At 69.6% G+C, this 26,082-nt stretch carries 24 protein-coding genes; 8 read left to right on the top strand and 16 right to left on the bottom strand.

All coding sequences use genetic code 11. The features are described 5' to 3' along the window. Nucleotides 1-312: 312 nt before the first annotated feature. Entirely contained in the window at nt 313-1,101 is a 789-nt protein-coding gene (locus ABT130_RS39125) for a PhzF family phenazine biosynthesis protein (RefSeq protein WP_350964339.1), read from the bottom strand. A gap of 206 nt (nt 1,102-1,307) precedes the next feature. Here ABT130_RS39125 and ABT130_RS39120 point away from each other — a divergent pair, with 206 nt between their 5' ends. Then, complete coding sequence (locus ABT130_RS39120; protein ID WP_030925173.1) at nt 1,308-1,694, top strand: cell division protein SepF; 387 nt, start codon at nt 1,308-1,310, stop codon at nt 1,692-1,694. A gap of 145 nt (nt 1,695-1,839) precedes the next feature. Here ABT130_RS39120 and ABT130_RS39115 read toward each other — a convergent pair whose 3' ends face one another. From ABT130_RS39115 to ABT130_RS39075, 9 genes are all read right to left on the bottom strand, one after another. Beyond that, nucleotides 1,840-3,216, bottom strand: a complete 1,377-nt coding sequence (locus ABT130_RS39115; RefSeq protein ID WP_350964336.1) for a hypothetical protein — start codon at nt 3,214-3,216, stop codon at nt 1,840-1,842. Nucleotides 3,217-3,359: 143 nt separating this feature from the next. Further along, nucleotides 3,360-5,102 (bottom strand): arginine--tRNA ligase, encoded by a 1,743-nt coding sequence (argS, locus tag ABT130_RS39110; protein ID WP_350964334.1) that lies wholly within the window; start codon nt 5,100-5,102, stop codon nt 3,360-3,362. Then, entirely contained in the window at nt 5,099-7,477 is a 2,379-nt protein-coding gene (locus ABT130_RS39105) for an HAD-IC family P-type ATPase (protein WP_350915575.1), read from the bottom strand. Before ABT130_RS39105 ends, argS begins: the two co-directional genes overlap by 4 nt. Nucleotides 7,478-7,637: 160 nt before the next feature. After that, entirely contained in the window at nt 7,638-8,645 is a 1,008-nt protein-coding gene (plsX, locus tag ABT130_RS39100; RefSeq protein ID WP_350916147.1) for a phosphate acyltransferase PlsX, read from the bottom strand. Nucleotides 8,646-8,744: 99 nt separating this feature from the next. Beyond that, nucleotides 8,745-9,317 (bottom strand): DUF1707 SHOCT-like domain-containing protein, encoded by a 573-nt coding sequence (locus ABT130_RS39095; RefSeq protein ID WP_350915577.1) that lies wholly within the window; start codon nt 9,315-9,317, stop codon nt 8,745-8,747. Between the two features lie 87 nt (nt 9,318-9,404). Continuing rightward, nucleotides 9,405-9,584 carry a hypothetical protein gene (locus ABT130_RS39090; protein WP_030925184.1) on the bottom strand — a complete coding sequence of 60 codons (180 nt, stop codon included), beginning with the start codon at nt 9,582-9,584 and terminating at the stop codon, nt 9,405-9,407. Between the two features lie 91 nt (nt 9,585-9,675). Then, entirely contained in the window at nt 9,676-10,197 is a 522-nt protein-coding gene (locus ABT130_RS39085; protein ID WP_350915579.1) for a YbhB/YbcL family Raf kinase inhibitor-like protein, read from the bottom strand. Nucleotides 10,198-10,250: 53 nt separating this feature from the next. Further along, nucleotides 10,251-11,105 carry an ABC transporter ATP-binding protein gene (locus ABT130_RS39080; RefSeq protein WP_350915581.1) on the bottom strand — a complete coding sequence of 285 codons (855 nt, stop codon included), beginning with the start codon at nt 11,103-11,105 and terminating at the stop codon, nt 10,251-10,253. Beyond that, nucleotides 11,098-12,027, bottom strand: coding sequence for an ABC transporter permease (locus tag ABT130_RS39075; protein WP_350915583.1), 930 nt, complete (start codon nt 12,025-12,027; stop codon nt 11,098-11,100). The genes ABT130_RS39080 and ABT130_RS39075 overlap by 8 nt, the downstream gene beginning before the upstream one ends. A 494-nt stretch (nt 12,028-12,521) precedes the next feature. Between ABT130_RS39075 and ABT130_RS39070 the strand changes: the two genes are divergently transcribed. The 5 genes from ABT130_RS39070 (at nt 12,522) to ABT130_RS39050 (ending at nt 18,332) form a co-directional block, all read left to right on the top strand. Further along, nucleotides 12,522-14,153: a peptide ABC transporter substrate-binding protein gene (locus tag ABT130_RS39070; RefSeq protein ID WP_350964332.1), complete on the top strand. Its 1,632-nt coding sequence runs from the start codon at nt 12,522-12,524 to the stop codon at nt 14,151-14,153. Nucleotides 14,154-14,416: 263 nt separating this feature from the next. After that, entirely contained in the window at nt 14,417-15,355 is a 939-nt protein-coding gene (locus ABT130_RS39065; RefSeq protein ID WP_350964329.1) for an ABC transporter permease, read from the top strand. A 49-nt stretch (nt 15,356-15,404) separates the two neighbouring features. Continuing rightward, on the top strand, nt 15,405-16,289 hold the full coding sequence (locus ABT130_RS39060; protein WP_350964327.1) for an ABC transporter permease: 885 nt from the start codon (nt 15,405-15,407) through the stop codon (nt 16,287-16,289). Nucleotides 16,290-16,297: 8 nt separating this feature from the next. Then, a complete protein-coding gene (locus ABT130_RS39055) occupies nt 16,298-17,335 on the top strand; it encodes an ABC transporter ATP-binding protein (protein ID WP_350964324.1) in 1,038 nt (345 codons plus the stop codon). Next, nucleotides 17,319-18,332, top strand: coding sequence for an ABC transporter ATP-binding protein (locus tag ABT130_RS39050; RefSeq protein ID WP_350964322.1), 1,014 nt, complete (start codon nt 17,319-17,321; stop codon nt 18,330-18,332). Before ABT130_RS39055 ends, ABT130_RS39050 begins: the two co-directional genes overlap by 17 nt. An 85-nt stretch (nt 18,333-18,417) precedes the next feature. Here ABT130_RS39050 and ABT130_RS39045 read toward each other — a convergent pair whose 3' ends face one another. The 4 genes from ABT130_RS39045 to ABT130_RS39030 all read right to left on the bottom strand — a co-directional run bounded on the left by ABT130_RS39045 (nt 18,418) and on the right by ABT130_RS39030 (nt 21,605). After that, the gene (locus ABT130_RS39045; protein WP_350964320.1) at nt 18,418-18,948 is read right to left on the bottom strand and encodes a hypothetical protein; all 531 of its coding nucleotides are present in this window, start codon (nt 18,946-18,948) and stop codon (nt 18,418-18,420) included. 129 nt (nt 18,949-19,077) lie between these two features. After that, the gene (locus ABT130_RS39040) at nt 19,078-20,265 is read right to left on the bottom strand and encodes a lipid-transfer protein (protein ID WP_350915597.1); all 1,188 of its coding nucleotides are present in this window, start codon (nt 20,263-20,265) and stop codon (nt 19,078-19,080) included. Beyond that, nucleotides 20,262-20,711, bottom strand: coding sequence for a Zn-ribbon domain-containing OB-fold protein (locus tag ABT130_RS39035; protein ID WP_350964318.1), 450 nt, complete (start codon nt 20,709-20,711; stop codon nt 20,262-20,264). Before ABT130_RS39035 ends, ABT130_RS39040 begins: the two co-directional genes overlap by 4 nt. 93 nt (nt 20,712-20,804) lie before the next feature. Further along, entirely contained in the window at nt 20,805-21,605 is an 801-nt protein-coding gene (locus tag ABT130_RS39030; protein WP_350915601.1) for an SAM hydrolase/SAM-dependent halogenase family protein, read from the bottom strand. 117 nt (nt 21,606-21,722) lie between these two features. On the opposite strand from ABT130_RS39030, the gene ABT130_RS39025 reads away from it, so the two are divergent. Together ABT130_RS39025 and otsB are read left to right on the top strand one after the other, a co-directional pair. Beyond that, nucleotides 21,723-22,037, top strand: a complete 315-nt coding sequence (locus tag ABT130_RS39025) for a DUF3263 domain-containing protein (RefSeq protein WP_350915603.1) — start codon at nt 21,723-21,725, stop codon at nt 22,035-22,037. 179 nt (nt 22,038-22,216) lie between these two features. Then, a complete protein-coding gene (gene otsB / locus ABT130_RS39020) occupies nt 22,217-23,002 on the top strand; it encodes a trehalose-phosphatase (RefSeq protein ID WP_350964315.1) in 786 nt (261 codons plus the stop codon). Nucleotides 23,003-23,049: 47 nt separating this feature from the next. On the opposite strand, the gene ABT130_RS39015 is transcribed toward otsB, so the two are convergent. Then, nucleotides 23,050-24,219: an MFS transporter gene (locus tag ABT130_RS39015; protein WP_350964313.1), complete on the bottom strand. Its 1,170-nt coding sequence runs from the start codon at nt 24,217-24,219 to the stop codon at nt 23,050-23,052. Between the two features lie 73 nt (nt 24,220-24,292). Continuing rightward, a complete protein-coding gene (locus tag ABT130_RS39010) occupies nt 24,293-25,717 on the bottom strand; it encodes an alpha,alpha-trehalose-phosphate synthase (UDP-forming) (RefSeq protein WP_350964310.1) in 1,425 nt (474 codons plus the stop codon). Between the last annotated feature and the right edge of the window lie 365 nt (nt 25,718-26,082).

Genomic DNA, 26,082 nt, shown 5'->3' with positions numbered 1-26,082 from the left:
ATGGTACTGCACCGGGGACGGTGTGGGAGAGTAGGTCGCCGCCGGACAATCTTTCATGAGGGCCCTCACCTTTGGTGGGGGCCTTCGTGCTTTCCGGGAAGGGTTCCGAAAGGCCGGGGCTCCCGCCGGCCGGCTGGAATCCGGGCCGTCGGCCGGTGATCCTCGGGCTTTCCAGGAGAGTCCTGGCCGGCCGGTGGGAGCCTTTCTGTTTTGACGACTTCACGGACCGGGAGAGGCCACGGACCCCTGGTCCCTCTCCCCCGGATCTTGCCGTGGCGAGGAGCGGCAGGCGAAGGATCCAGGGGACAGGATCTAGGCGTGGAGCTCGCCGGAGAGCACGGTCACCGCGCGTCCCGCCAGCTCTACCCGGTCGCCCCGTACGGTCGTGCGGACCACGCCTCCGCGCTGCGACAACTGGGCGCCCACCAGGCTGTCGGAACCGAGCCTGGCCGACCAGTAGGGAGCGAGCGCGCAGTGGGCGGAGCCCGTCACCGGGTCCTCGGGAACTCCGACGCGGGGGGCGAAGAATCGGGAGACGTAGTCGGCGCCCTGTCTGGAAGCCCGAGCCGTCACGATGACTCCCCGCGCGTCGACGGCCTCCAGGGCGCGAAAGTCAGGGGCCGTGTCGAGCACGGCGTCCTCGGACTCGACCTCCACGAGATAATCCCAAACATTTTTTCCTCCCCAAACAGGTTTAACTCCGAGCGCATCGATCAGTCCCACGGGAAGAGACGTCTCTTGGAGTACTTTTGCCGGGAAATCCATGCTGATTAAACCTGATTTATCCCTGGTCGCGGACAGGATTCCGCTCTTCGTTGAGAATTCGAGGGTTTCTGGGATCGTTCCCGTGGAATACAGCACATGCGCCGTGGCCAGGGTCGCATGCCCGCAGAGGGCCACCTCGGTCACCGGCGTGAACCAACGGAGCGAGTACGGCCCGCCGTCCTCCGCTTCGAGCAGGAAGGCTGTCTCGGAGTGCCGCATCTCCGCCGCCACGGACTGCATCCAGGTGTCAGGGACTGGATTGCCGAGTACGCAGACCCCGGCAGGGTTACCCTTGAAAAATTCGTCGGTAAACGCATCGACCGTGTAGACGAGCATGACGCGATGCTAGCGGCGCCGGAGATATCAGTTGAAGTCAAGTCAGGGGATCGGGCAAAGTCAGGGATCGGGCAGACCAGTGCGGTAGCCGTACAAAGTGGAAATAAGCGCTGGGCGTGTCGCATGGCGAACTTCGGGTCGTCGGTTACCGTCCAAGATGTAGGGACAGGCCGGGTACGGCGTGGTCCTGGCGAAAGGACGAGCCGATGGGGGCAGTGCGCAAGGTGGCAAGCTACCTTGGTCTGGGCGGGGCCGAGCAGTATGACGAGTCCTACGACTACGAGGATGAGGTCGAGGGCGAGGACTGGCAGTCTGCTTCGGAGCGCGCGGCCAAGCGCTGGCACGCGATGAACGAGCCCTCACGAATCGTGATGCTCACGCCGATGAAGTACAACGACGCACCGGTCATCGGACAACACTTCCGCGAGGGTCAGACGGTCATCATGGACGTCAGCGGGATGAGCACCGCCGAGGCCACGAGGATGGTCGACTTCGTCGCCGGGCTGGCGTACGGCTGTGAAGGGCGTATCGAGCGGATCGCGGAGAAGGTCTTCCTGCTGGCCCCTGCCGAGGTGGAGATCACCAACGGGTGATTCAGCGGCGGCCTGGACGTGCGGGGTCCGAGGGATCGGTCCCCGCCGCAGTCGTGCGGCCGAGCCGGGCAGCGCGTTGCCGGTGCCCCGGTCAGGAGCTCAGCCGACCCTGGGGTCGGCGAGAACGCCCGGTGAACGGAGCCGGTCAGCCCGCCCGGGGACCCCGGCGGAGCAGCCGGGTGAGTTCGGCCAGATCGGAGGCCGCTGTCTTGACCCGGCTCTCCGACTCGCGAGCGTAGTCATGCAGGGCCCATACCGCGCCCTGGGCAAGCTCCCTGAGCTCGGAGAGCTGCGTGACGACGTATTCGGCGTCCGCCCGCTCCCGCCTGCGCCTGCGCCACAGCAGGTAGCCACCCTCCGCGGCCGGTAGCGGCGCGAGCAGCGCGAGCGGAAGGACGGGAAGGACCAGCCCGACCACCAGGATCACCGGGGCGAGGGCGAGCAGCACGTAGGCCGCCCAGGGCCGGCCGCGGACCGGCGTGCCCTCGGTGACGATGCGCTCCTCGGCGGCGCCCAGCGAATCGGGGTCCGGTCCCTCGGGACGGAGCGTCACGCGGTGGCCGAGGATCGGCACGGTGACCGACTCGGGGGCCTCGGCCCGGGTGGCCTCGGCGAGCTTCTCCGCCGCAGACCGCACGATGGGCGCGGCCACATGCAGTGCGATCGCGGCCAGGTAAGGATGGGAGCCCGGGTGCAGATCACTGAGCAGGTGGCTGGTGAGCGGTCTCACCGGCCGTTCGGGGGTGCCGGAACCCATCAGCTGGCGGAGCACGGTCAGCGGCTCGTCCTCGCTCCACACGACCGTGGACTCGCCGGAGCGGTCCGTCTGCGCGGCCTCAAGGAGCGCGAGGTCCCCCAGGCCGGTCCCGGTCTCCTCGCCCGCTCCGGGTGCGCTCTCCCGGGCCGAGGTGATCTCGGCGCAGCGGTCGCGCAGGTGGGTCAGCCTGGCGGCGGCCTGTACGGGAACGGCGAGCTCGGGGAGCTCGGCGAGCTCCGCGAAACCGGCCAGAGCCGGTGACACGACGGTCGAGGGCTCGTCGGGGATCAGAGCGCGCAACCACAGGTCGGGCTCGGATGCCGGGGATGCGGCCACCGCGTCGAGCCTGCGGAGAACGAAGATCTTTCCTGCCGGGCCGTACGCCCCGCGGGCTGCGGCGAGCCAGAGAGCCCGCTGGCCGTGGGTCACCGGGCGGTCCAGGGACAGGTCCCCGAAGGCGCTGCCGAGCCAGGAGGCGTGGATACGGTCGCCCTGGCCGGCGACGGCGAGCGCGAGGCAGAGGAAGAGCGCGGTCCGTCGCTCGTCGCGCTGGGCGGCGCGGGCCAGAGGTTCAAGTGCCTCCTCGCCGCGCGTGAGCAGCACGAGGGCCTCGATGGCCGGAGCCAGCCAGTGGCCGGACAAGTCCGCGAAACCGGTCGGCAACTCGGTGGGGACGGTGCCGGTGGCCAGGTCGGTGAGGAGCGCATCGGCACAGCGGTGCAGCTCTGTCCCGGCCTGCGGATTCGCGGTCAGGTCCGTGCTCAAGGCAGAGAACTCCCCGAAGTTGTGACCGATGACCGCGCCAGCGTATTGCGCTTCGGACATCCCCGCGGGGAGGCGCGCCGAACATGACTTTGCCAGATGATCGCCTTGATTTTCCCAATAAAGACGATCATCTGGTGGACAGGTTACATCCGCTCGGGCACGGGGACGCCGAGAAGGCCCAGGCCGGTCTCCATGACCTTCAGGGTGAGCGCGCACAGGGCGAGCCGCGAGGCACGGGTGGCGGCCTCGACGTCGTCCTTCAGCACCGGGCAGTTCTCGAAGAACGTGGTGAAGGCGCTCGCCGTGTCGAAGAGGTAGGAGGCCAGCTTGTGCGGTGCCGAGTTCTCCGCCATCTCCTCGACCACCGAGCCGAAGCGGAGAAGCTGAAGTGCCAGTGCGCGCTCGGCCGGGTGACCCAGCACGATGGCTCCGGTCGTCTCGGCCGGGGTCACCCCGCCCCTGCGGAAGATGGAGCGGATGCGGGCCTGGGCGTACTGCAGGTAAGGGCCGGTGTTGCCGGTCAGGGCGAGCATGCGGTCGAAGTCGAAGACGTACTCGCTGTCGTGGCTGACCGACAGGTCGGCGTACTTGACCGCGCCCATACCGACGGCGTGCGCGATCTTCTCGCGCTCCGTGTCGTCGTACTCGCGATCCTGGATCACTCCGGCGGCCCTGGTCTCGGCCTCGTCGAGCAACTCCAGAAGCTTGACCGACTTCCCGCTCCTGGTCTTGAACATCTTGCCGTCGGAGCCCAGCACGCTGCCGATCTGGATGTGCTCCGCCCTGACGTGGTCGGGCAGCCAGCCCGCCAACCTGGCCGAGTCGAACACCATCGACATGTGCAGCGACTGGGTCACGCCGATCACGTAGAGGATGCGGTCGGCCTTGAGGTCCTGGACCCGGTAGCGGATCGTGGCCATGTCGGTGGTGCCGTAGCCGTACCCGCCGTCGCTCTTGCGGATCATCAGGGGGAGCGGCTGGCCCTCGCGGCCGGTGTAGCCGGGCGGGAAGACGCAGAGCGCGCCGTCGCTGAGCACGGCGATGCCGCGCTCCTGCAGCTCGTCGCAGACCTGGGCGAGCACGTGGTTGTACATGCTCTCGCCGGCGATGTCCTCGTTGGTCAGCGTCACGCCGAGCTGGACGTAGACCTTGTTGAAGTAGCGGACCGTGGCGTCCATGAAGATGTGCCACAGGCGCATCGTCTCGGGCTCTTCGGCCTGCAGGGTGACGACCCGGGCGCGGGCCCGCCTGTTGAACTCGGGGTCGGTGTCGAACTTGACCCGGGCCGCCTGGTAGTAGGCGTTGCCCTCGCCGGCCTCCAGCTGGGCGACGGCGGCCTCCTCGCCGATGTCCAGCAGGTGCTCGATGAGCATGCCGAACGGTGTGCCCCAGTCGCCGAGGTGGTTCTGCCGGATGACCCTGTTGCCCAGGTGCTCGTGGACCCGGGCGAGCGCGTCGCCCACGATCGTGGTGCGCAGGTGGCCGACGTGCATCTCCTTGGCCGCGTTGGGTGCGGAGTAGTCGATCACGACGGTCTGCGGCGAGGCGGACACGCCCACGCCGGCGCGCGGGTCGGTGTGGATCTCCGAGACCTGTGCCGTGATCCAGTCGTCGGAGAGGGTCAGGTTGAGGAAACCGGGGCCGCTGACCTCGACGGTGCCGGGGAACGGGGCGTCGGCCCGCCCGGTGAGGTGCTCGGCGATCTCCTGGGCGACCTCCCGCGGGGCCCGTCGCAGGCGCTTGCTCAGACTCATCGCCACGTTCGCCTGGTAGTCGGCGAACTGCGAGGGACGGATCAGCGGGTCTGCGTCGGAGTATTCGGCACCAAAGGCCGCGGCCAGCGCCTGCTGGACGCGCTCGATGAGGGCGAATTGCGGGTCGGTCATGTTCCAAGGGTAGCGGTTGACCGATCCTGAACCGATTGGATATCACCCTGGCCGGGCCCGGTACGGCGGGATCGCATGACCGCGAAGACGCCGGTCAGCACGGCTCCCGCGGCGATGCCGAGCCCGGCCGCGACGCCACCTGCGGCGGGGTCGCGGAGGGTGAGCGCGAAGAACTCGCGGGTGAACGGGATGGCGAGGGTGAGGGCGAACAAGCCGGCCATGGAGGCTACGAGCGTGACCCGCCACCAGACGTACGGGCGGGCGACGAGGGCCAGCACCCACCAAGCGGCGACGAACAGCGTGATCACCGCCGAGGTGCGGCTCTCCGCCAGGGTGGCGGCCCCGCTCTGGGCGATCCAGTACGACAGGTAGACGGCGGCGGCGCAGATGATCCCGGCGGGGACCGCCAGCCGGAGCACGCGTGGCACGAAGCCGCTCCTGGCGCGCTCGTTGCTCGGCGCGAGCGCGAGGAAGAACGCGGGGATGCCGATCGTCAGCGCGTTGATCAGCGTGGAGTGCCGGGGGGCGAACGGGAAGGCGAGCCCGATGACCCCGGTGAGCAGGGAGAGCACGATCGCGTAGAAGGTCTTGGTGAGGAAGAGGCCGGCGACCCGTTCGATGTTGGCCAGCACCCGCCGGCCCTCGCCCACCACGGAGGGCAGGCCGGCGAAGCTGTCGTTCATCAGCACGATCTGGGCGACCGCCCGGGTGGCGCCGCTGCCGGAGCCCATCGCCACGCCGAGGTCGGCGTCCTTGAGCGCGAGCACGTCGTTGACGCCGTCGCCGGTCATCGCGACCGTGTGCCCGCGCGACTGGAGCGCGCCGACGAACAGCCGCTTCTGGTGCGGGCTGACCCGGCCGAAGACGGTGTTGGCCTCCATGATCTCGGCGAGCTTCTCGGGGTTGTCATCCGGCAGGGTACGGGCGTCCACCGCGCGCTCCCCGCCGGGGATGCCGAGAGAGGTGGCGATGGCCGACACCGACTCGGGGTTGTCGCCGGAGATGACCTTGACGGTGACGCCCTGTTCGGCGAAGTAGGCGAGGGTCTCGGCCGCCTCGGGACGGACCCGCTGCCTGAGCACGACGATGGCCGCGGCCTCGATGGCGCCGAGGTCGTCGGGGTCGTGCAGCGAGGCGACCTTCCCCAGGGCGAGCACCCGCAGACCGGTGGCGGCGAGGGCCCCTGCCTCGGTGTATGCCGGGGTGCCGGGCGGCAGGAGGACGTCGGGGGCGCCCAGGACCCAGCAGCCGTGCCCGTCGAACGCGGCGCCGCTCCACTTGCGGGCCGAGGAGAAGGGGACCTTGGCGGTGACGGTCCAGCCGGGGGAGTCGGGGTGGCGGGTCTGGATGGCCCGGGCCGTGGGGTTGGGGTCGGGGTCGAGATTGGCCAGCGCGCCCAGCGCCTCGGGCACGGGCAGGTCGTCGCGGAGCCTGCGGACCTCACCGAGCTCCATGCCGCCCGAGGTGAGCGTGCCGGTCTTGTCGAGGCAGAGCGTGTCGACCCGGGCCAGGATCTCGATCGCGGGGAGCTCCTGGACCAGGCAGCGGCGCCTGCCCAGCCGGATCACGCCGACGGCGAAGGCGATGCTGGTCATCAGGACCAGGCCCTCGGGGATCATGGTGACGATGCCCGCGACCGTGCTGGTGACCGCCTCGCCGATGCCGGTCCGCCTGCTGACCTGGCTCCAGGTGAGCAGGGCACCGATCGGGATGACCAGCCAGGTCACGTACTTGATGAACCGGGTGATGCCGTCGCGCAGCTCCGAGTGGGACAGGCTGAACGCGCTGGCCTCCTCGGCGAGCCTGGCCGCGTAGGCGTCGCCGCCCACCCTGGTCGCGACGTAGGATCCCCGGCCGGCGACCACGAAGCTGCCGGACAGGACCTCGTCGCCCGGTAGCTTGTGCACCGGGTCGGCCTCGCCGGTGAGCAGGGACTCGTCCGCCTCCAGCCCGTCGGAGTCAACGGTCTCGCCGTCGACCAGCAGCTGGTCGCCGGGCGCGAGCAGGATGAGGTCGCCGAGCACCACCTGCCGGGGCGGGATCTCGGTCTCCGAGCCGTCCCTGCGGACCTTGACCGGAGCCTCGTTGACGATGGCGAGCCGGTCGAGGGTGCGCTTGGCGCGGAGCTCCTGGATGATGCCGATGCCCGCGTTGGCCACGATCACCAGGCCGAAGAGGCCGTCCTGCCACTCCCCGAAGATCATGATCAGCACCCAGAGCACGCCGATCACCCCGTTGAAGAGGGTGAGGATGTTGGCCCTGAAGATCGCCGAGACTGATCTGCTCGATCGGCGCCTGACGTCGTTGACCTGCCCGAGGGCCACGCGCTCGGCGACCTCCGCCGAGGTCAGCCCACGCTGTGTCACCTGCTCCACACGGCCCCCTGCCGATCGACTGGGACTCAAGGGTACGCGGGGTCGGAGAATTCGGTGGAATACGTCCCCTGCTGCGCCGCAAATATCACCGCAGGTTGGCGGCATGTTCGCGCAGCGTCACCGGAGGCGGCGCGGGTGGTGGCCAGGGGTTCGTGACGTGTCACCAGAGGCGGTGCGGGCGGGGGACGGCGGCGAGGCGCTCGCCGATGCGGTTCACCACGCCCTCGTGGGCCAGCTTGGCCGCGAGCACGCAGGCGGCGCTCACCCCCCTGGCGTGTGAGGCGCCGTGCGCGATGACCACGGTGCCGTTCAGGCCGAGCAGCACGGCCCCGCCGTGGACCTCGGGGTCGAGCCGCCGGTAGAGCTCTCTGATGCGTCTCTTCTGCAGCAGGCCGCCCACCCTGGCCGTCCGGCTCTCCCTGACCGTCTCGCGGAGCTCGGCGAAGGCGTAGCGGACGCTGCCCTCCATGGTCTTGAGCGCCACGTTGCCGGTGAATCCGTCGGCGACGATGACGTCCACGGTACGGGTGAGCAGGTCGTGGCCCTCGACGTTGCCCGAGAAGTCGAGGCCGGGGGCGGCCGACAGCAGTTCGTGGGCACGCTTGACGAGCTTGTTGCCCTTCTCCGGCTCGCTGCCGATGGTCAGCAGGCCGATCCTGGGGTTCTCGATGCCCAGGGCCGTCTCGGCGTAGGCGGCGCCGAGGTGCGCGAACTGCACCAGCATCTCGGGTTTGACCTCGGAGTTCGCCCCGGCGTCCAGCAGGACGGTCGGGGTGGGCCTGGTCGGCAGGGCGACGGCGATGGCGGGCCTGAGCACGCCGGGCTGGCCGCGGAGCCGGAGCTTTCCGGTGGCCACGATCCCGGCGGTGGACCCGGCGGAGACCACGGCGCAGGCGTCCCCCCGCCGGACGAGGTGGCAGGCGACGGCGATGCTGGAGCGCGGGCGGCGCAGGCTGGCGAGGGCACCCTCGTCCATGGCCAGCGCCTCCTCGGCCCGGACGATCGGGATCTCGGCGGTCGCGTCGTGGTCGGAGAGCGCCTCGGACAGCGGGCGGGGGGCGCCGACGAGCACGACGGAGATCCCGTGCTCTCGCACCGCCCGCACGGCTCCCGCCACGATCTCGTCGGGGGCGTGGTCACCGCCCATCGCGTCAAGGGCGATCGGCATGGTGCCGGGAGCATTGGTCTCAGGCAAGCGGTCACCTCGTGCGGGATGGTTTGTCCGCATCGTAGGCGGCCTCGGGAGCGGAATGTTCCGCAGGGGTGATCAGGGAGTGCCGGGGAGATTCCAGTCGGTTCTCTCCCGGGAGACGATGATCTTCCCGAAGGTGGCCCGGCCGACGACCCGGATGACGGGGGAGCCCTCGCCGCCCCGGCCGCCCGAGATGTGTCTCTTGGCGAACATGCCGCTGACCTCGTCGATGACGTGGGCGTTCTCCGGAACCCTGACGATCAGCTTGCCGCAGAGGGAGTTGACCTCCAGGGTGATCTCCCTGCCGGGGAGCACGGCCTCGGACAGGTCGACGATCAACGCGCCGAAGGTGGCGCTCAGTGTGGTGTGCCGCCCGGCGAGCCAGCGCCCGCCACGTACGACCTTGCTGAAGACGGCTCCGACCTGCTGCCGCTCGGTGGCGGATTCGCGGCCGGGGGCCACGACGTCGGGCAGGTCGCCGGTGAGGGGGGCGAGGTCGTCCGTGGTGACGGCGCGGTAGGCGATGTCCAGACGGTCGGCGTGCTCGACGCTGGTCAGGCGGCCGGTGGCGAGCGCCTCGCCCAGCACCGCGGCCACGCGGTCGCGATCGGCGTCGGAGGCGCGCAGAACGGGGTCATGAGACGTCATGACGCGAGTGTACGACTACTTAAGATATATCGCGAGACCTGTTCGTCGTCTGTGGCGGCGGGGAAACCGGTCGGCCTCCCCGCCGTCTCAGCGACCCGGGCGTCGCACGGAGGTGCGGCGGGCGATCTCAGCTTGGAGCCTGGCCATCTGCCAGTGCAGCTCGATGAGCTGCTCGGTGAGCTGGAGACGTGGAATCTCTGATGGGTCCTCGACGGACAGGTGGTCGATCGCGGTGGACAGCTCTCGCATCGCGCGCCCCCACTCCATGACGGCTTCCTTGGATCGAAACAACGTTCGAATCATACCGGAACACCGAACACGCTGTCAGTCCATTGCCTCCCGTGTCACGCCCGGTCGGCTAGCTCTCGTACTCGGGGACGACGTATCCGCGGGCCAGAGTGTGGGCGGTGATGTTGAAACCCAGCACGGCGGCCGAGGCGTCGGCGCCGAGGCCGAGCTTCTCCACGTCGAGGGCGTGCACCGCGAAGATGTAGCGGTGCGGATATCCGGGGGGCGGCGCGGCGCCGCCGTAGGCGGTGACGCCGTAGTCGTTGCGGCCGTGCACCCCCACACCGCCGTCACCGGCCCCCGCGCCGGCGGCCAGCTCGGTCACGTCCGCCGGGATGTCGAACAGCAGCCAGTGCCAGAACCCGCTGCCGGTGGGCGCGTCGGGGTCGAAGCACGTCACGGCGTAGCCGAGGGTGCCCTCGGGAGCGCCGGACCAGCGCAGATGGGGCGAGACGTTCTGGCCGTTGAATCCCCAGTCGTTGAACACCTGGGCCGGGGCCAGGCGCCCTCCGTCGCGGATGTCGTCGCTTTCGACGGTCAGCGCGGGAACCTGGGGCAGGAAGTCGTACGGAATCGGTGGCCGGGTGGACACGATTCACCTCCGATGGGAGCGTCTTTTCGGTCGCTCCTCATCTTGCCCGGCGATCAGACCTTGTTGTAGGCAGCGAGGACCGTCTGCGGGTCGCCGTCCATCTTGATTTTGCCCTTGTGCAACCAGATGACCCGGTTGCAGGTCTCCTCGATCACGTCGAGGTTGTGGGCGACCAGGAAGACGGTGCCGGCCTCGTCGCGCATCTTCTTGATCCGGTCCTGGCTCTTGCGCCGGAACTCGCGGTCGCCGGTGGCCAGCGCCTCGTCGATGAGCAGCACGTCGTGGGACCTGGCCGAGGCGATGGCGAAGCGGAGCCTGGCGCCCATGCCCGAGGAGTAGGTGGACATGGGGAACTGCACGAACTCCCCGATGCCGGAGAAATCGACGATGTCGTCGTACTTCTCCTTGACCTGTGCGGGGTTCATGCCCATCGCGTAGCAGCCGAGCACGATGTTGCGCTCGCCGGTGAGCTCGCGCATCAGCGCGGCGTTGACGCCGAGCAGGGAGGGCTGGCCGTTGGTGTAGACGGCGCCGGAGTGCGGGGGCAGCAGCCCGGCGATGGCGCGCAGCATGGTGGACTTGCCGGAGCCGTTGCGGCCGATGATGCCGATGGCGTCGCCGTGACGGGCCACGAAGGAGACGCCGCGCACGGCGTGCACCTCCTTCATCTGCGGCCGTCCCTGGCGCTTGACGAGGCGCATCAGGGCGTTGACGGCGTTGCCCTTCTCCACGTCGCTGGCCGCGCCGTAGACCCGGTAGATGATGTGCAGGTCGTCCACGATGACCGTGGGGGTGCCCTCCTGGGCGTCCTTGGCGGGTTCGGGGTTGGGATGCACCCTGACGTCCGTGCTGGGCACGGCGGGCTCCTCGGCCTTCACTCGGGACAGCTCCTCGGTCAACTCAGCCACGGCCGTACTTCTCCTCGGCTCGCCAGAAGTACCAGAAGCCGCCGAGCAGAGCGAACACTGCCCAGAATACGCAGACCGCCCAGATGTAGGGCCGGGGCGGGTGGGTCTGCATGAGCAGGTCCCGCATGAGCTCGATGTAGGCGGCGGCGGGGTTGAAGTACATGATGTCGGCGACCAGTTGGGGGAGGCCGGCACCGTTGGGCCCCACCACCTTGTCCTCGATGGAGAAGAAGACGCCGGAGGCGTAGAGCCAGGTGCGCATGATGAAGGGCAGCAGCTGGTTCAGGTCGCGGGCGGTGGAGCCGACCCTGGCGAGCACCAGGCTGGCGCCGACGTTGAACATCGTCTGCAGTGCCAGGGCGACCGGGATCAGCAGCCACAGCAGGGTGAACGGCTCGCCGGTGACCAGCACCAGGGCGAACAGCACGCCCATCGAGATCAGGAGCTGCTGGAACTCCTGGATCGTGTAGGCCAGCGGGAGCGCGGCGCGCGGGAAGTGCAGGGCCCGGATCAGCGACAGGTTGCCGGAGATCGCCTTGGCGCCGCCGCTCACCGAGCGCTGCGTGTAGGTGAAGACGAACATCCCGGTGATGAGGAAGGCCGGGTAGTTGGTGATGCCCTTGCTCGCGCCCAGGATCAGGCCGAACATCAGGAAGTAGATCGCGGCGTTCAGCAGCGGGGTGAGGACCTGCCAGAGCTGGCCCAGGGCTGAGTTGCTGTACTTCGAGACGTTGCGCGAGGTCGCGTACGTCATGACGAAATGCCGTCGTTCCCACAGCTGGCGTAGGTAGACGAGCAGACTCGGGCGTGCGATGGCACGCCGAAGTCCGTAACGCGCGGCGAGCTTGGCCAGCGGCTCTGGGGTGCCGTTACTCGGGCCGCCCGCCTGGGCGTCCGCGATCGCGGATTCCGGCTGGCTCATGGCAAGGACTCTATTGGATGTGGGTGGATGAAGCGCCTGCGGCGGCGTCCTGCCGCACACATTGGACGGGATCTCCGGGAAAGAGGTTCCAGGGTAATTGTGCGCTCCGCCTGCGAGCGACCGGCTCTTTCGCGCCCCGGCCAGAGTGGGCCCAGCTCGGGGGCAGGGAAAGGCAATGGATGCGAGCACTGTCGGCATGAGGGTAGTTTGGCCTGACCGTTATTGATATATGTATCCCTGCATGTCCTCTTTAGGGGCGTCTGGGATCTTGGCTTCGTCGAGTTGGCGGACATACAACGCCGAACCGGCTCATGCGTGACCGAACTGCAACATCACAGATGCGAATCGGTGTGGAGCGGTGCGGGACAGCCGCGACCGGCCGGTGTGACGTCAGTGCCCGGACCGGGGTGGCGGGGAGGCGGGGACCAGAAGATCCTCCTTCGTGCTGCGGATCTCCGTGTCGACGCGAGCCTGAAAAAGGAGGATCTACCGCAATGCGCGTTACCAAGGGTGCGCGGCTCACCGCCGGCGCCGCGCTACTCGCCCTCGCGCTGGCCGCGTGCGGCAACTCGGCGTCCTCGGGCGGCGGTACGGCCTCGGGCGACCTGCCGGTTCGGATGGAGCTCGGCGAGCCGCAGAAGCTCTTCTACCCCGGTGACACCACCGAGTCCGAGGGGGCGGAGGTCCTGGCCGCCGTCTTCGCGCCGCTGGTCAGCTACGACGAGAACAGGCAGGTCGTGGACGAGGTCGCCAAGTCGATCGAGTCGAAGGACAACAGGGTGTGGACGGTCAGCCTCAAGCCCGGCTACACCTGGCACGACGGCGAGAAGCTGACCGCGCAGAACTACGTCGACGCGTGGAACTACGCGGCCAACCAGGACAACGCGCAGAGCGCCAACGGCTTCTTCAGCCGGATCGACGGCTGGGCCGACCTGAACCCGGGTGAGGGCAGGACCGTCTCCACCAAGAAGATGAAGGGCTTGAAGGTCGTCGACGAGAGCACCTTCAGGGTCACCCTCAGCAAGCCGTTCTCCCAGTTCAAGACCATGCTGGGCTACACGGCGTTCTACCCGCTGCCCAAGGCGGCCTTCGGCGCCGACGGCAGGATCACCGAGGAGTACGCCAAGAAGCCGATCGGCCAGGGCTACTTCCGGTTCGACAAGCCGTTCAACAAGGGCACCGACCAGTCGATCGACCTCACCCGGTACGACAAGTTCCCCGGGACGAAGCCGAAGTTCACCAAGCTCCAGTTCAAGCTCTACACGAGCTCGGAGACCGCGTTCAACGACCTGGCCGCGGGCAACCTCGACATCCACGACTCGCTGCCCCCGTCCGCGATCGCCAGGGCCAAGTCGGAGTTCGGCGAGCGCTACCTGGACCAGGCGGACGCCGGCATCGCCTACATCGGCTTCCCCATGCAGTACAACAAGACGTACGCGAACGTGAAGGTCCGCGAGGCCATCTCCATGGCCATCGACCGCGAGACCATCGCCGACAAGGTCTTCTCCGGCACGCGGGCCCCGGCGGACGACTTCATCAACCCGCTGCTCGACGGGTATCGTGCCGCCGCCTGCGCGGCCTGCGTCTACGACCCGGCCAAGGCCAACGAGCAGTACACCGCCAACAACGGCCCCAAGACCCTGGAACTGGGTTACAACTCCGACGGCCCGCACAAGGAGTGGATCGAGGCCGTCGCCAACAGCCTCCGCGCCAACCTGGGGGTCGAGGTGAAGGTCAAGCCGTTCGAGAAGTTCGCCGGGATCCTCGACGAGCTCGGCGAGAAGACCTACGGCGGCATGTTCCGCATGGGCTGGGCGATCGACTACCCCTCGGCGGAGAACTACCTGACCCCGATCTTCTCCACCATCGCGATCAAGACCGGTGCCAACTACGCCGGCTGGTCGAACCAGGAGTTCGACGCGCTCCTCGCCAAGGGCGACTCCGCCCGGACGCAGGAGGAGGGCCTGAAGTTCTACCAGCAGGCCGACGACATCCTGATCAGGGAGATGCCCTACATCCCGGTGTACTTCTACCGGACCAACGGCGCGTTCTCCCAGAACGTCAAGGGCGTGAAGATCGATCTGCTCAACCAGATCAAGTGGACCGAGGTCGAGAAGACCGGCTGACGACCGGCTGAGGGCCGGGCGGGAGCCCGGCCCCACCGGCAGCCCAGGGGTGATCTCACCGCACCGCGCGAACCGCCGGTCCGCGAGATACCCCCCGGCACGTACGGGAGGCTTGAGTGACTCCTCCGCCCCAAAGGAAGCGGCTTCTCGCTTCCCTCGGCTGAGATGGGCGACGGACAAACCCCGCCCGTTTCGAACCCAGGACCCCTACCAAGGAAGCGAATCCCCTGTCGGGTGAACCCGGCAGTCCCTCGCTAGAGCTGATGAACCGCTACATTCTCAAGCGCCTGATCCAGGCGATACCAGTCCTGCTGGGCGCCACCCTGCTCATCTACGCCATCGTCTTCGCGCTGCCCGGTGACCCCATCGCGGCGCTGGCGGGCGAGAAGCGCATGGACCCCGACATCGTCGGCATCCTGCGCGAGCAGTACCACCTGAACGATCCGTTCCTGGTGCAGTACTGGCACTACATCGTCGGCCTGCTGGGCGGCGACTTCGGCACCACCTTCGCCGGCGTCGGGGTCGGCGACATCATGGCGGGCAAGTTCCAGGTGACCATCAACCTGGCGGTGACCGCCCTGGTGATGGAGGCGGTCATCGGCGTGGGCCTCGGCCTGTACGCCGCGCTGCGCCACGGCAGGGCAGGTGACTCGCTGATCCTCGCCGCCACGCTGGTGCTGATCTCGGTGCCCGTCCTGGTCACCGGCTTCGTGCTCCAGTTGCTGCTGGGTGTGCGGCTCAAGCAGGCCGGGATCGACCTCTTCCCCGTCGCGGGCGTGTCGGAGGGCTGGCGCAGCTACCTGCTGCCCGGCTTCGTGCTCGCCGGGACGTCGATCGCCTACCTCACCCGGCTCACCAGGAACAGCCTGGTGGAGATCATGCGTGCCGACTACATCCGCACCGCGGTGGCCAAGGGCCTGCCCAGGAGCCGGGTCGTCGGCAGGCACGCGCTGCGCAACGCGCTGATCCCGCTGATCACCTACCTCGGTGCCGATCTCGGCGCGTTGATGGGCGGTGCGGTGATCACCGAGACGATCTTCAACCTGCCGGGAATCGGCCAGCAGCTGTTCACCTCCGTCTACCTGCGCGAGCAGCCGGTGGTCGTCGGCATCGTGACGGTGCTGGTGCTGATCTACATCCTGGCCAACCTGGTCGTCGACCTGCTCTACGCCGTGCTCGACCCGAGGATCCGCTATGAGTGACGCCCTTTCCCCGGTGAGGAAGCGCCGGAACGGTGGACCGGGAAGGCACGTGAGAACGTCCAGGCCGGCCAAACCGCCCAGGGCCGCGAGCCTGTGGACCGACGCCTGGTACGACCTGCGCCGCCGGCCGCTCTTCGTCGGCTCGGCGGTCCTCATCGGTGTCCTGGTGGCCATGGCGGCGTTTCCCTCGCTGTTCACCTCGGTGAACCCGTTCGACGCCGCGACCTGCGATCTGGCCCAGGCCAGGCAGGGCATGAGCGCCGTGCACTGGTTCGGCACCGACAACCTCGGCTGCGACGTCTACTCCCGCGTCGTCCACGGCGCCCGTAACTCGATGGTCGTCGGCCTGAGCACCACGGTCGTCACCGCGCTGGTGGGCGGTCTGCTCGGCCTCCTCGCCGGGTTCAGGGGCGGTGCGCTGGACACGTTGCTCTCCCGGATCACGGAGATCTTCTTCGCGATCCCGTCGATCCTCGGCGCCCTGCTCATCCTGGCGATCTTCCGCACGGGCAACGTGTGGACGGTCATGCTCGCGCTGGCGGTGCTGGCCTGGCCGATGACCTACCGGATCATGCGGGCGGCGGTGATCACCGCCAAGGGCCAGGACTACGTGCTCGCGGCGCGGGCGCTCGGCGCCTCCGCGCCGAGGATCATGTTCCGGCACATCCTGCCGAACGCGGCCGCCTCGGTGATCGTGGTCGCCACGATCAACCTGGGCACCTTCATCGCCGCCGAGGCCGGCCTGTCGTTCCTCGGGGTGGGCCTGCGCTCGCCCGACATCTCGTGGGGGCTCATGATCTCCGACGCCAGGGAGCGTTTCCTGGAGGCTCCGTGGCCGCTGCTGTTCCCGGCACTGTTCCTGAGCCTGACGGTGCTGGCCTTCATCATGCTGGGCGACGCCGTCCGCGACGCCCTCGACCCGAAGCTGCGGTAGGGGGACCCGTGAAGAAGACCTCGACACCGGTGGTGCCGGCCGGCCAGGCTCCCGACGGCGAGCCGCTGCTCGCCGTCGACGACCTGCACGTGGAGTTCACGACCAGGCAGGGCGTGGTCAGGGCGGTCAACGGGGTCAGCTACTCGCTGAACCCCGGGGAGACGCTCGCCGTGCTCGGCGAGTCGGGCTCGGGCAAGTCGGTGACCGCACAGGCCATCATGGGCATCCTCGACACGCCGCCGGCCCGCGTCTCCCGAGGGGAGATCCGCTTCCGGGGCACGGACCTGCTCGGGCTGCCCGAGCAGGCACGCTCCCAGATCCGCGGCCGGCGGATCGCGATGATCTTCCAGGACGCGCTCTCCGCGCTGAACCCGGTGTTCACCGTCGGGTTCCAGATCGGCGAGATGTTCCGGGTGCACCGGGGTGCCTCCAGGCGTGACGCGGAGCGGAAGGCGATCGAGCTGATGGACCGGGTCCGCATCCCCGGTGCCAGGCAGCGGGTGCACGACTACCCGCACCAGTTCTCCGGGGGGATGCGCCAGCGCATCATGATCGCGATGGCGATCGCGCTCGACCCGGAGGTGCTGATCGCCGACGAGCCGACCACGGCCCTCGACGTGACGGTGCAGGCCCAGATCATGGAGCTACTGGCCGAACTGCGGCGTGAGAGCGACATGGGCCTGATCCTGATCACTCACGACCTCGGTGTGGTGGCGGACGTCGCCGACAGGATCGCGGTCATGTACGGCGGGCGGATCGTGGAGAAGGCCCCCGTGCACGACATCTACCGGGAGCCCGCCCACCCGTACGCCAAGGGCCTGCTCGACTCGGTTCCCAGGGTCGATCGGAAGGGGCGGCAGCTTTTCGCCATCAAGGGCATGCCGCCGAACCTACTCGACATGCCCTCGGGCTGTTCCTTCCACCCCCGGTGTCCCTACCGCCAGAACGACTGCGTCACCGACGCGCCCCCGCTGTACGAGATCGGCCCCACGCGCGCCAGCGCGTGCCACTACTGGAGGGAGGTCCTCGATGGCAGCCACGAGTGAGCCGATCCTTGAGGTTCGTGACCTGGTCAAGCACTTCCCGTTGACCCAGGGCGTCGTGGTGCGCAAGCAGATCGGCGCGATCAGGGCGGTCGACGGGGTCTCCTTCGACCTGCGCCGGGGCGAGACGCTCGGCATCGTGGGGGAGTCGGGCTGCGGCAAGTCCACGCTGGCCAAGCTCCTGATGGCGCTGGAGCGGCCCACCTCGGGATCGGTGAGGATCAACGGCAGGGAGGTCGCCCAGGCCAGGGGCGGCGAGCTCAAGCGGGTCCGCCGCAACATCCAGATGGTCATGCAGGACCCCTACACCTCGCTGAACCCCCGGATGACCGTGGGCGACATCGTCGGCGAGCCGTTCGAGATCCACCGGGACGTGGCCCCCAAGGGCGACCGGCGCCGCAGGGTGCAGGAACTCCTGGAGGTCGTGGGGCTGGACCCCGACCACGTCAACCGCTACCCGCACCAGTTCTCCGGTGGCCAGCGCCAGCGCATCGGCATCGCCCGAGGGCTCGTGCTCCAGCCCGAGATCATCGTGTGCGACGAGCCGGTCTCCGCGCTGGACGTGTCGATCCAGGCGCAGGTCGTCAACCTGCTGGAACGGCTGCAGGACGAGTTCGGCCTCGCCTACGTCTTCATCGCCCACGACCTGTCGGTGGTCCGGCACATCTCCGACCGGGTCGGAGTGATGTACCTGGGGAAGATGGTCGAACTCGGCAAGGAGACCGAGATCTACGACCGGCCCGCCCATCCCTACACCCAGGCGCTGCTGTCGGCCGCGCCGGTGCCCAACCCGGAGGGGCGGGAGCGGCGCGAACGGATCATCCTCCAAGGCGACCCGCCGTCCCCGGCCAACCCGCCGTCGGGCTGCCGATTCCGTACGCGGTGCTGGAAGGCGGCGGAGATCTGCGCCGTCGAGGAGCCGCCGCTGCGGATCCGGCCGGGCAGCGCGCACGCGAGTGCCTGCCACTTCGCCGAGACCCACGACGTGACACACGCGTAACAGGGTCAGGAGAAGCGGAAGGCGCGGCCCCCACAACGAGATGTGGGGGCCGCGCCCTGCTGTGCTACGGCAGGATGCCGTCCTACTAGAGGATGTCGACGCCGACGCCGCCGATGCCGACGAGGCCGCCGATGCCGACGCCGTGGCCGACGCCGCTACCGCTGCTGATCACGTTGCCACCGCCGACGATGTTGTTGCCCCGGCCGATGCCGCCGCCGAGGATGCCGCCGCCGATGCCGCCCCCGTAGACGCCGCCGCCGTAGACGCCGCCGCCGTAGATCCCGCCGCCGTAGACGCCGCCGCCGTAGATCCCGCCGCCGTAGACGCCGCCGCAGCCGGCCCCGTAGACGCCGGCGCCGTAGACGCCGCCCCCGTACACGGGAGCCGCGACCACGGTGGGAGCCGCGACCACGGCGGTCGGGCAGGCGACGGCGAGCGGCGCGCTGACGACGCCGACGCCGCAGCAGTCGGCCTTGGCGGCCTTGGCCTTGGCCACGGACTTGGTCGCGGCCTTGGTGGTGGAGGTGGTGGAGGACGTGGACGCGGAAGCGGCCACGGCCGGTGCGAGGACGGCGATGCCGACGCACGCGGAAGTGATGAGAAGACGACGAATCATGTGTGGTTCCCCCTGGAAGGAAATCGCGGCAGTGTCTGGGGCCTCTGGAACGGACCGTCTGCGCGCGGCTACTCAAAGTAACGGGAGTGAGACTATCCAGCGACATGCTTTGGGGAGGGTCAAGAATGGTCAGCTTGTGGCAATGATCGAAGAGCCGTGGCCGAACAGACCCTGGTTGATCGCCAGCCCGATCCGGGCGCCTTCCACCTGCCGGGCTCCCGCCACGCCCCTCAACTGCCAGGTCAGCTCGCATACCTGGGCGATGGCCTGGGCGGGGACCGCCTCGCCGAAGGAGGCCAGCCCGCCGGAGGGATTCACCGGGATCCGGCCGCCGAGCGCGGTGTCTCCGGCGCGCAGCAGCTTCGCGGCCTCGCCCCGCGCGCAGAGGCCGAGGTCCTCGACCCAGTCGAGCTCCAGCGCGGTGGACAGGTCGTACACCTCGGCGAACGACAGGTCGTCGGGGCCCAGGGCCGCCTCCTCGTAGGCGGCGTGGGCGATGGCGGCGCGGAACGGGCGCTCGGGGGGCGGCACCGCCGCGGTGGAGTCGGTGGCGAAGTCCGGCAGTTCGAGCACGGTGCTGGGGAAGGACGGTGTCACCGTGGAGACGGCCGCGAGCCGTACCGGGCGGCTCACGCCGTGGCGGCGGGCGAACTCCGCGGAGGCCAGGACCAGCGCGGCGCCGCCGTCGGAGGTGGCGCAGATGTCCATCAACCGCAGCGGGTCGGCCACCAGGGGGGAGGCGAGCACCTGCGCGGCGGTGACGGTCCTGCGGTAACGGGCGTTCTCGTTCGTCGAGCCGGCGAGGGCGTTCTTCACCTTGACGGCGGCGAAGTCCTCGGCGGTGTCGCCGTACAGGGCCATCCGCCTGCGCGCGTAGAGCGCGAAGTACGCCGGGTTGGTGGCGCCGAGCAGCCGGAACCTGAGCCAGTCGGGGTCGTCGGGGCGGTCGCCGCCCACCGGCGCGAAGAACCCCTTCGGCGTGGAGTCGGCGCCGACGACCAGCGCCACGTCGCAGAGGCCGGCCAGGATGCGGGTCCTGGCGATGTCCAGCGCCTGCGCGCCCGAGGCGCACGCCGCGTAGCACGAGGCGATGCGCGCCCCGTTCCAGCCCATGGCCTGGGCGAAGGTGGCGCCGGCGACGAAGCCCGGGTAGCCGTTCCTGATGGTGTCGGCACCCACCACGAACCGCACGTCCGTCCACTCCAGACCCGCGTCGCGCAGCGCGGCCCTGGCCGCCGCCACCCCGTACTCGACGAAGGGCCGCCCCCACTTGCCCCAGGGGTGCATTCCCGCGCCGAGGATGACGACGTCGCTCATGGACTCTCCCCGTTCTGCCGCTCCGCTGCGGTGCCGGGGGCGCCGGGGGCGCCCCACATCCAGACCAGCGGGCCGTCGGCGAGCGGGCCCGTGGTCAGTTCGAGCTCCATGCCCACCCGCAGGTCGTCCACCGTGAGGTCCTTGACCTGGCCGAGCACGACGATCCCCGTCTCCGCCAGCTCCACCGCCGCGAGGGTGACGGGAACATAGGGGTCGGCGGTCACGAAAGGGGCGGGCGGCGGGTAGCAGGAGTTGGTGTAGGACCACACGGTGCCCCGGCGCGGCATGCGCGTCTCCGCCAAGTCCTCGCCGTCGCAGTACGGGTTGCGGCAGAAGCCCGTCCGGGGCGGGAAGTAGACGGTCCGGCAGTCCGCGCAGCGGGTGCCGAGCAGGTGCGCGGTGCCGCCGTCCACGGTGAACCAGCCGTTGATCACGGGTGCGGTCATAAGGCCAATATGACACAAGCGCTTGCTAGGTAACATCCCCCCTTCGGGGAGCGGGCCCGGCGGAAATCCGCGGGCCGGCCGCTGACCCACATGTCATGGCGCGGGTGAGAGACGCACGCGGGCTCCCGGCGGCAGGCCCAGTCGTTGGGAGGCGTCGCCGGAGTTGATCGCCAGCGCGACCAGTCCGACCGAGTCGATGAAGGCCACGGTCTCCCCGGGAGGGACCGCGGTGAAGGACTCCCTGAACGGCACCGCGAGCCGCCATCCGCCCATCCAGACCACCAGGGTGTCTCCCGGTGAGACGCCCAGCGTCATCAGGTCGGCGGCGCCGATCGACAGTTGGACGTTGCCGTGCCGGTTGACCGACAGCACCTCCCCCTCGGCGTGGTCGTCCTGGACCGTCGAGGTGGGCGCGGGCAGCGAGATCAATCGGTTTATCGGGATCTCCGGCCCCAGTTCGGCCGGATGCCGCCCGATCGCCAGATACGCCGCGACGGGCGCGAAGAGGTCGCGCCCGTGGAAGGTCGGCGAGAGAGGGGGCAGGAAGAACTCCTCGTTGGACAGCTCGTAGGCGGCCCGCGCGCCTCCGCTGGCGTGGATCGCCCACGACAGCAGCCCGTTGTCCGGGCCCAGGAACACGTGGTCGCCGGCCTCGACCGCCACGGCCCTGCGCGAGCCGCTGGGATCCACCGCGGCGACGTGCACGCCGGGAGGCAGGTAGGTGATCGTCTGGGCCAGGATCGCCGCACCGCGCCGTACGTCTCCCAGAGGCACCAGATGGCACACGTCAATGATTCGCGACTCCGGAGAGATTCCGACGATCACGCCGTGACAGGCGGCGACGTAGCCGTCTTCCAGTCCGTAGTCGGTGAGAAGGCTGATGACAGAGGTCACACTTGGTGACTGTACGGCTCCGCATCCGTCATGAACAGCGCGAAATTCCGGACTATTCTGACTTCGGGCCGCGTGTGCGCGGTGTCATCGCCATGTGCCCCGACCGAGGAGGAAGCCATGGACACCGAGCCGACCCCCGGTGACAGTGCCGACGGCGGGGCTGCCCGAGAGCCCGCGTCGCGTGCCCTCACCGACAGGGAGCGGGAGTTGCTCGCCTTCGAGCGCCGGTGGTGGCGCCACGCGGGCGCCAAGGAACAGGCGGTCCGCGAGGCCTTCGACATCTCCGCGACGCGCTACTACCAACTGCTCAGTGAGCTCATCGAGCTACCCGCGGCACTTGCCCACGACCCGATGCTGGTCAAGCGCCTGCGCCGGCTCCGTGAGACGCGCCGGAGCGACCGGGCCGCCCGGAAGACGGGCTTTCGCCCCTGATGCTGGATCCGACCGGTCGGGCAGCCGACCGCGGAGGGTGGGACTGATGAGGCGCGCCCGGATTGGCCGAGAAGCCGGAAAAGATAGCTTGCGTGGCTGATCTCCGGGTACGACCGGTCAGGCGGGCGATCGCCGGAGGGCGGGGCCGATGAGACGGTGGAGACGGAGAGGAGCCGGACATGACGGCGAACCCGCCCGACGGGCTGAAGGCGATCGTGGCCGACCCCGGGGGAGCGGTGATCGGGCTCGACTTCGACGGCACGCTGTCCCCGATCGTCTCCGACCCCGCGGAGGCCAGAATCCACCCTGGTGGGCCCGAGGTGCTGGCCAGGCTCGGCGGCCTGGTCGGCGCCGTGGTGGTCGTGACCGGCCGCCCGGCCGCCACGGCCGTCGAGTACGGCTCCCTGGCCGGCGTTCCCGGCCTGGTGGTGCTCGGACACTACGGCCTCGAACGCTGGGAGGCGGGTGCGCTGGCCGCGCCGCCCGTCCACCCGGGCCTCGACCTGGTCAGGGCGGGGCTCCCCGCGCTGGTCGAGGGGTGGGGTGGGGTCAGGGTCGAGGACAAGGAGCGGGCGATGGCCGTGCACACCCGGCAGGCCGCCGACCCGTGGGCGACGCTTGAGGCGCTGCGCGAGCCGGTCGCCGCGCTGGCCGCCAAGGCCGGGCTGGTGGTGGAGCCGGGCAAGTTCGTGCTGGAGCTGCGCCCGCCGGGGATGGACAAGGGGGTGGCGCTGAGCGCCTTCCTGCGCGAGCGGGCCGCCAGGTCCGTGCTGTTCGCCGGGGACGACCTGGGAGATCTCGCGGCGTTCGCGGCGGTACGAGCCTCCGGGCTGCCGGGGGTGACGGTGTTCAGCGGGTCGCCCGAGATCGAGGTGGAGGCCGACATCGTGGTGGACGGGCCCCCGGGGGTCCTGGAGCTTCTCGGCTCGATCGCCGACGCCATCGAGGGAGAGGCGCCCCGCTGAGCGGGTGGGGCCGCAGCCGGATGGGCGTTACCCGTCGCCGGGCCCGCTCAGGCGCGCCTGCCGGAGCCGATCAGTAGCCCTCCGACGGCCAGCCCGATCAGGACCGGGACCATGAGGAACGCCTGCTGGGTGCCGAACCCGTCGGCCAGCGCGCCGAGCAGGAACGGCCCGCTTCCCACCGCCAGGCCGGCGAAGATCGAGGCCAGGGCCGACGCCTGGTCCCGCCGCCCGCCGGAGGCGGCCAGCACCCGCGACAGCGCCATCGGGAAGTGCAGCGCGACCCCAAGCCCGGATACGGCCAGGCCCGCGTAGGAGAACACCGGGTCCCCGCTCAGCCAGAAGATCGCCCATCCGGCGGCGGTGACCAGGAGCGCCCCGATGAACAGCACGGTCGGCGGCACCCGCAGGGCCAACCGCCCCCCGGCCAGCCGCCCCACCGCCAACCCGGCGGTGAACGCCGCGACCGCGGTCGCCGCCACCGCCGCGGGCAGTCCGGTCTGGTCGGAGAACAGCTTGGCCGCCCACAGGTTGAAGCAGAACTCCATCGCGACGCAGCAGAACAGCACGGCCCCGGCCAGGTAGAAACGCCAGCCGAAGCGGGACCCGGCCTCCGGGGCGGTTCCGGCCGCCGCATCCTCCCGCTCCGGAATCCAGACGCGCCCCATGAGCAGCGCGAGCAGCACGGTCAGCACGGCGGGCACCAGTAGCGCCGCCCGCCAGCCGAAGACGCTCTGCGCGGCGGCGCTGACCACGAAGGGGACCCCGATGCCGACGATCACGCAGACCGCGTTGGCCTCGCTGATCGCCGCCGGGCCCGCGGGACCGTGATGGTCGTCGAGCGCGGCCATGCCCGAGTACAGGGTGATGGAGGCCATCCCGCTGGCGACGCCGTAGCCGAAGAGGGTGATCGGCAGCGCGGTGGGGCCCGCCGCGACCAGGAGCGTGCCGACGCTCATCCCGGCCAGCCCGGTCCAGGTGACGGCCCGGCGGCCGATTCTCCCCGTCAACCAGGGGAGGGCGAGGCCGGTGATGATGCCGCCCAGGGCCATCGAGGTCCCGTGCAGCCCGGCGACCGCCTGGGAGATGCCCTGGTCGATGCGGAGCAGCGGGAGCGCGGCGCTGAGGCCGTACAGATAGGTGGCGAAGACACCTAGCTGCAGGTAGATCAGCCAGGTCGCGCGGTCGCGGATCAGCCTGACGGGAGCGATCGCGGTCAATTCAGGCTCCCCGTAGGTAAAAAAATTAGATAGCCGCGAAAACTATCTCATGAGGGCCTGAAACTTCCCGTCCTTATCCGAGAGCGTCGAGCTGCTCGGCGAACCACCGGTGCGGCGGAAGCGCGGTCGCCGCCGTGGCCAGCAGGGCGCCCCTCCTGGCACGCTCGGCCTCGGGCATCGTCAGCCCCTCGTGTAGCGCGGCGGCCGTGGCCGAGACGTCGTAGGGATTGACGGTCACCGCGTGCTCGCCCAGCTCGGCGGCGGCGCCCGCCTCTCGCGACAGCACCAGCGCGCTGCCCGGCGACAGGATCGGCCCCTCCTTGGCCACCAGGTTCATGCCGTCGCGGATCGGGTTGACCAGCAGCACGTTGGCCAGCCGGTAGGCGGCCAGCGAGCGCGGGTAGTCGTCGTCGACGTTGAGGATCAGCGGGTCCCAGTCCTCGGTGGCGTACTCGTCCTCGATCTCCTTGGCACAGCGCTGCACCGCCGCGGTGTACTCGCGGTATTCGGGCAGGTCGTGCCGGGACGGGTAGGCGAAGGCGAGGTGGGTGACCCGGCCGTGCCACTCCGGGTGGGCCGAGAGGAACTCCCGGTAGGCGACCAGACCCCTGACGATGTTCTTCGACAGCTCCGTCCTGTCGATCCGCACGATCAGCCTGCGGTCGCCCACCTGGGTGCGGAGCGCGGCCATGTGCGACTCCACGTCCGGCTCGGAGGCCCGTGCCCAGAGTGCCTTACCGTCCACGCCCAGGCTGTGCGTGCCGACCCGGGTGGTCCTGCCCCCGTACGTGACCGTACGGCTCGCGCGCTCGACCCGGGCGCCGAGCACGGTCTCGCAGCAGTCCATGAACGCCCCGCCCCAGCGGGCGGTCAGGAAACCCGCGTGGTCGGCGCCCAGGATGCCCTCCAGGACCTCGGCCGCGACGTCGTCGGGGAGCAGGCTGAAGTATTCGGGCGGGGCCCACGGGGTGTGTGAGAAGTGGGCCACCCGCAGGTCGGGCCGCTCTCCCCTGAGCATGGCCGGAACCAGGCTCAGGTGGTAGTCCTGCACCATCACCCGCGCCCCGTGCGGGGCATCCTCGGCCAGCGCCACCGCGAACGCCTCGTTGTACGCCTGGTACGACTCCCACTCCCTGCGGAACCTGGCGTCGAAATGCGGTCTGTTGGGGGTGTCGTACAGCAGATGGTGGACGAACCAGAGCGTGGAGTTGGCGACCGCGTTGTACGCGCGGTGGAAGGTCGCCGGGGGGATGTCGAGCATGCGCAGCGCCCCGGTCTCATAGCCCGCCTGATCGAGACGGCCGCCGGGCGCCAGCCGCACCGCTCCGCGGTCGCCGTCGGACAGCGCCGCGCAGACCCAGAGGACGTCGAGGTCCTTCGCGACCTCCGACAGGCCCGACACCAGGCCGCCCCCTCCCCTGCGCATGGACAGGGAGCCGTCCTCGGAGAGGGTGAAGGAGACGGGACCGCGGTTGGAGGCCACCAGGATCGCGTTCATCAGATCCCTTCGCTGGCTAGGGACACGCTTGTCCAGAAGATTAACCGGCGCCCGGCCGGGACGCCCTGCTCTTCGGGCCAAGGAAGAATGGCGTTTATTTAAGTGTGTCAGCTCTTGTCGGTAGCTCAGTTAGTGCGTCCCGGTTTCATGACTTTCCGGGGACGGATCGGAAGCTCGGCGCCCCTGCCGGCACAGGTCGGTAGGACCGGAATCCGGCCCGGGGCGTTCCGGGGGGGCGTCCGCGTGGCGTGTGGCTTTTGGGGGCTTAGGGGCAACGGCTGGATTAGGGTGGCGTTGCCCGTGGGGCGCTCTCCCCCTCTTGCTGTGGAAGCCGAGGTCGAGGAGGGATTCATGTCCCGCAGACA

It is taken from the genome of Streptosporangium sp. NPDC001681, assembly GCF_040298085.1.
Classification (GTDB): domain Bacteria; phylum Actinomycetota; class Actinomycetes; order Streptosporangiales; family Streptosporangiaceae; genus Streptosporangium.
The sequence above is the reverse complement of the archived record's forward strand: the minus strand, read 5'-3'. Positions and strand labels throughout refer to the sequence as shown.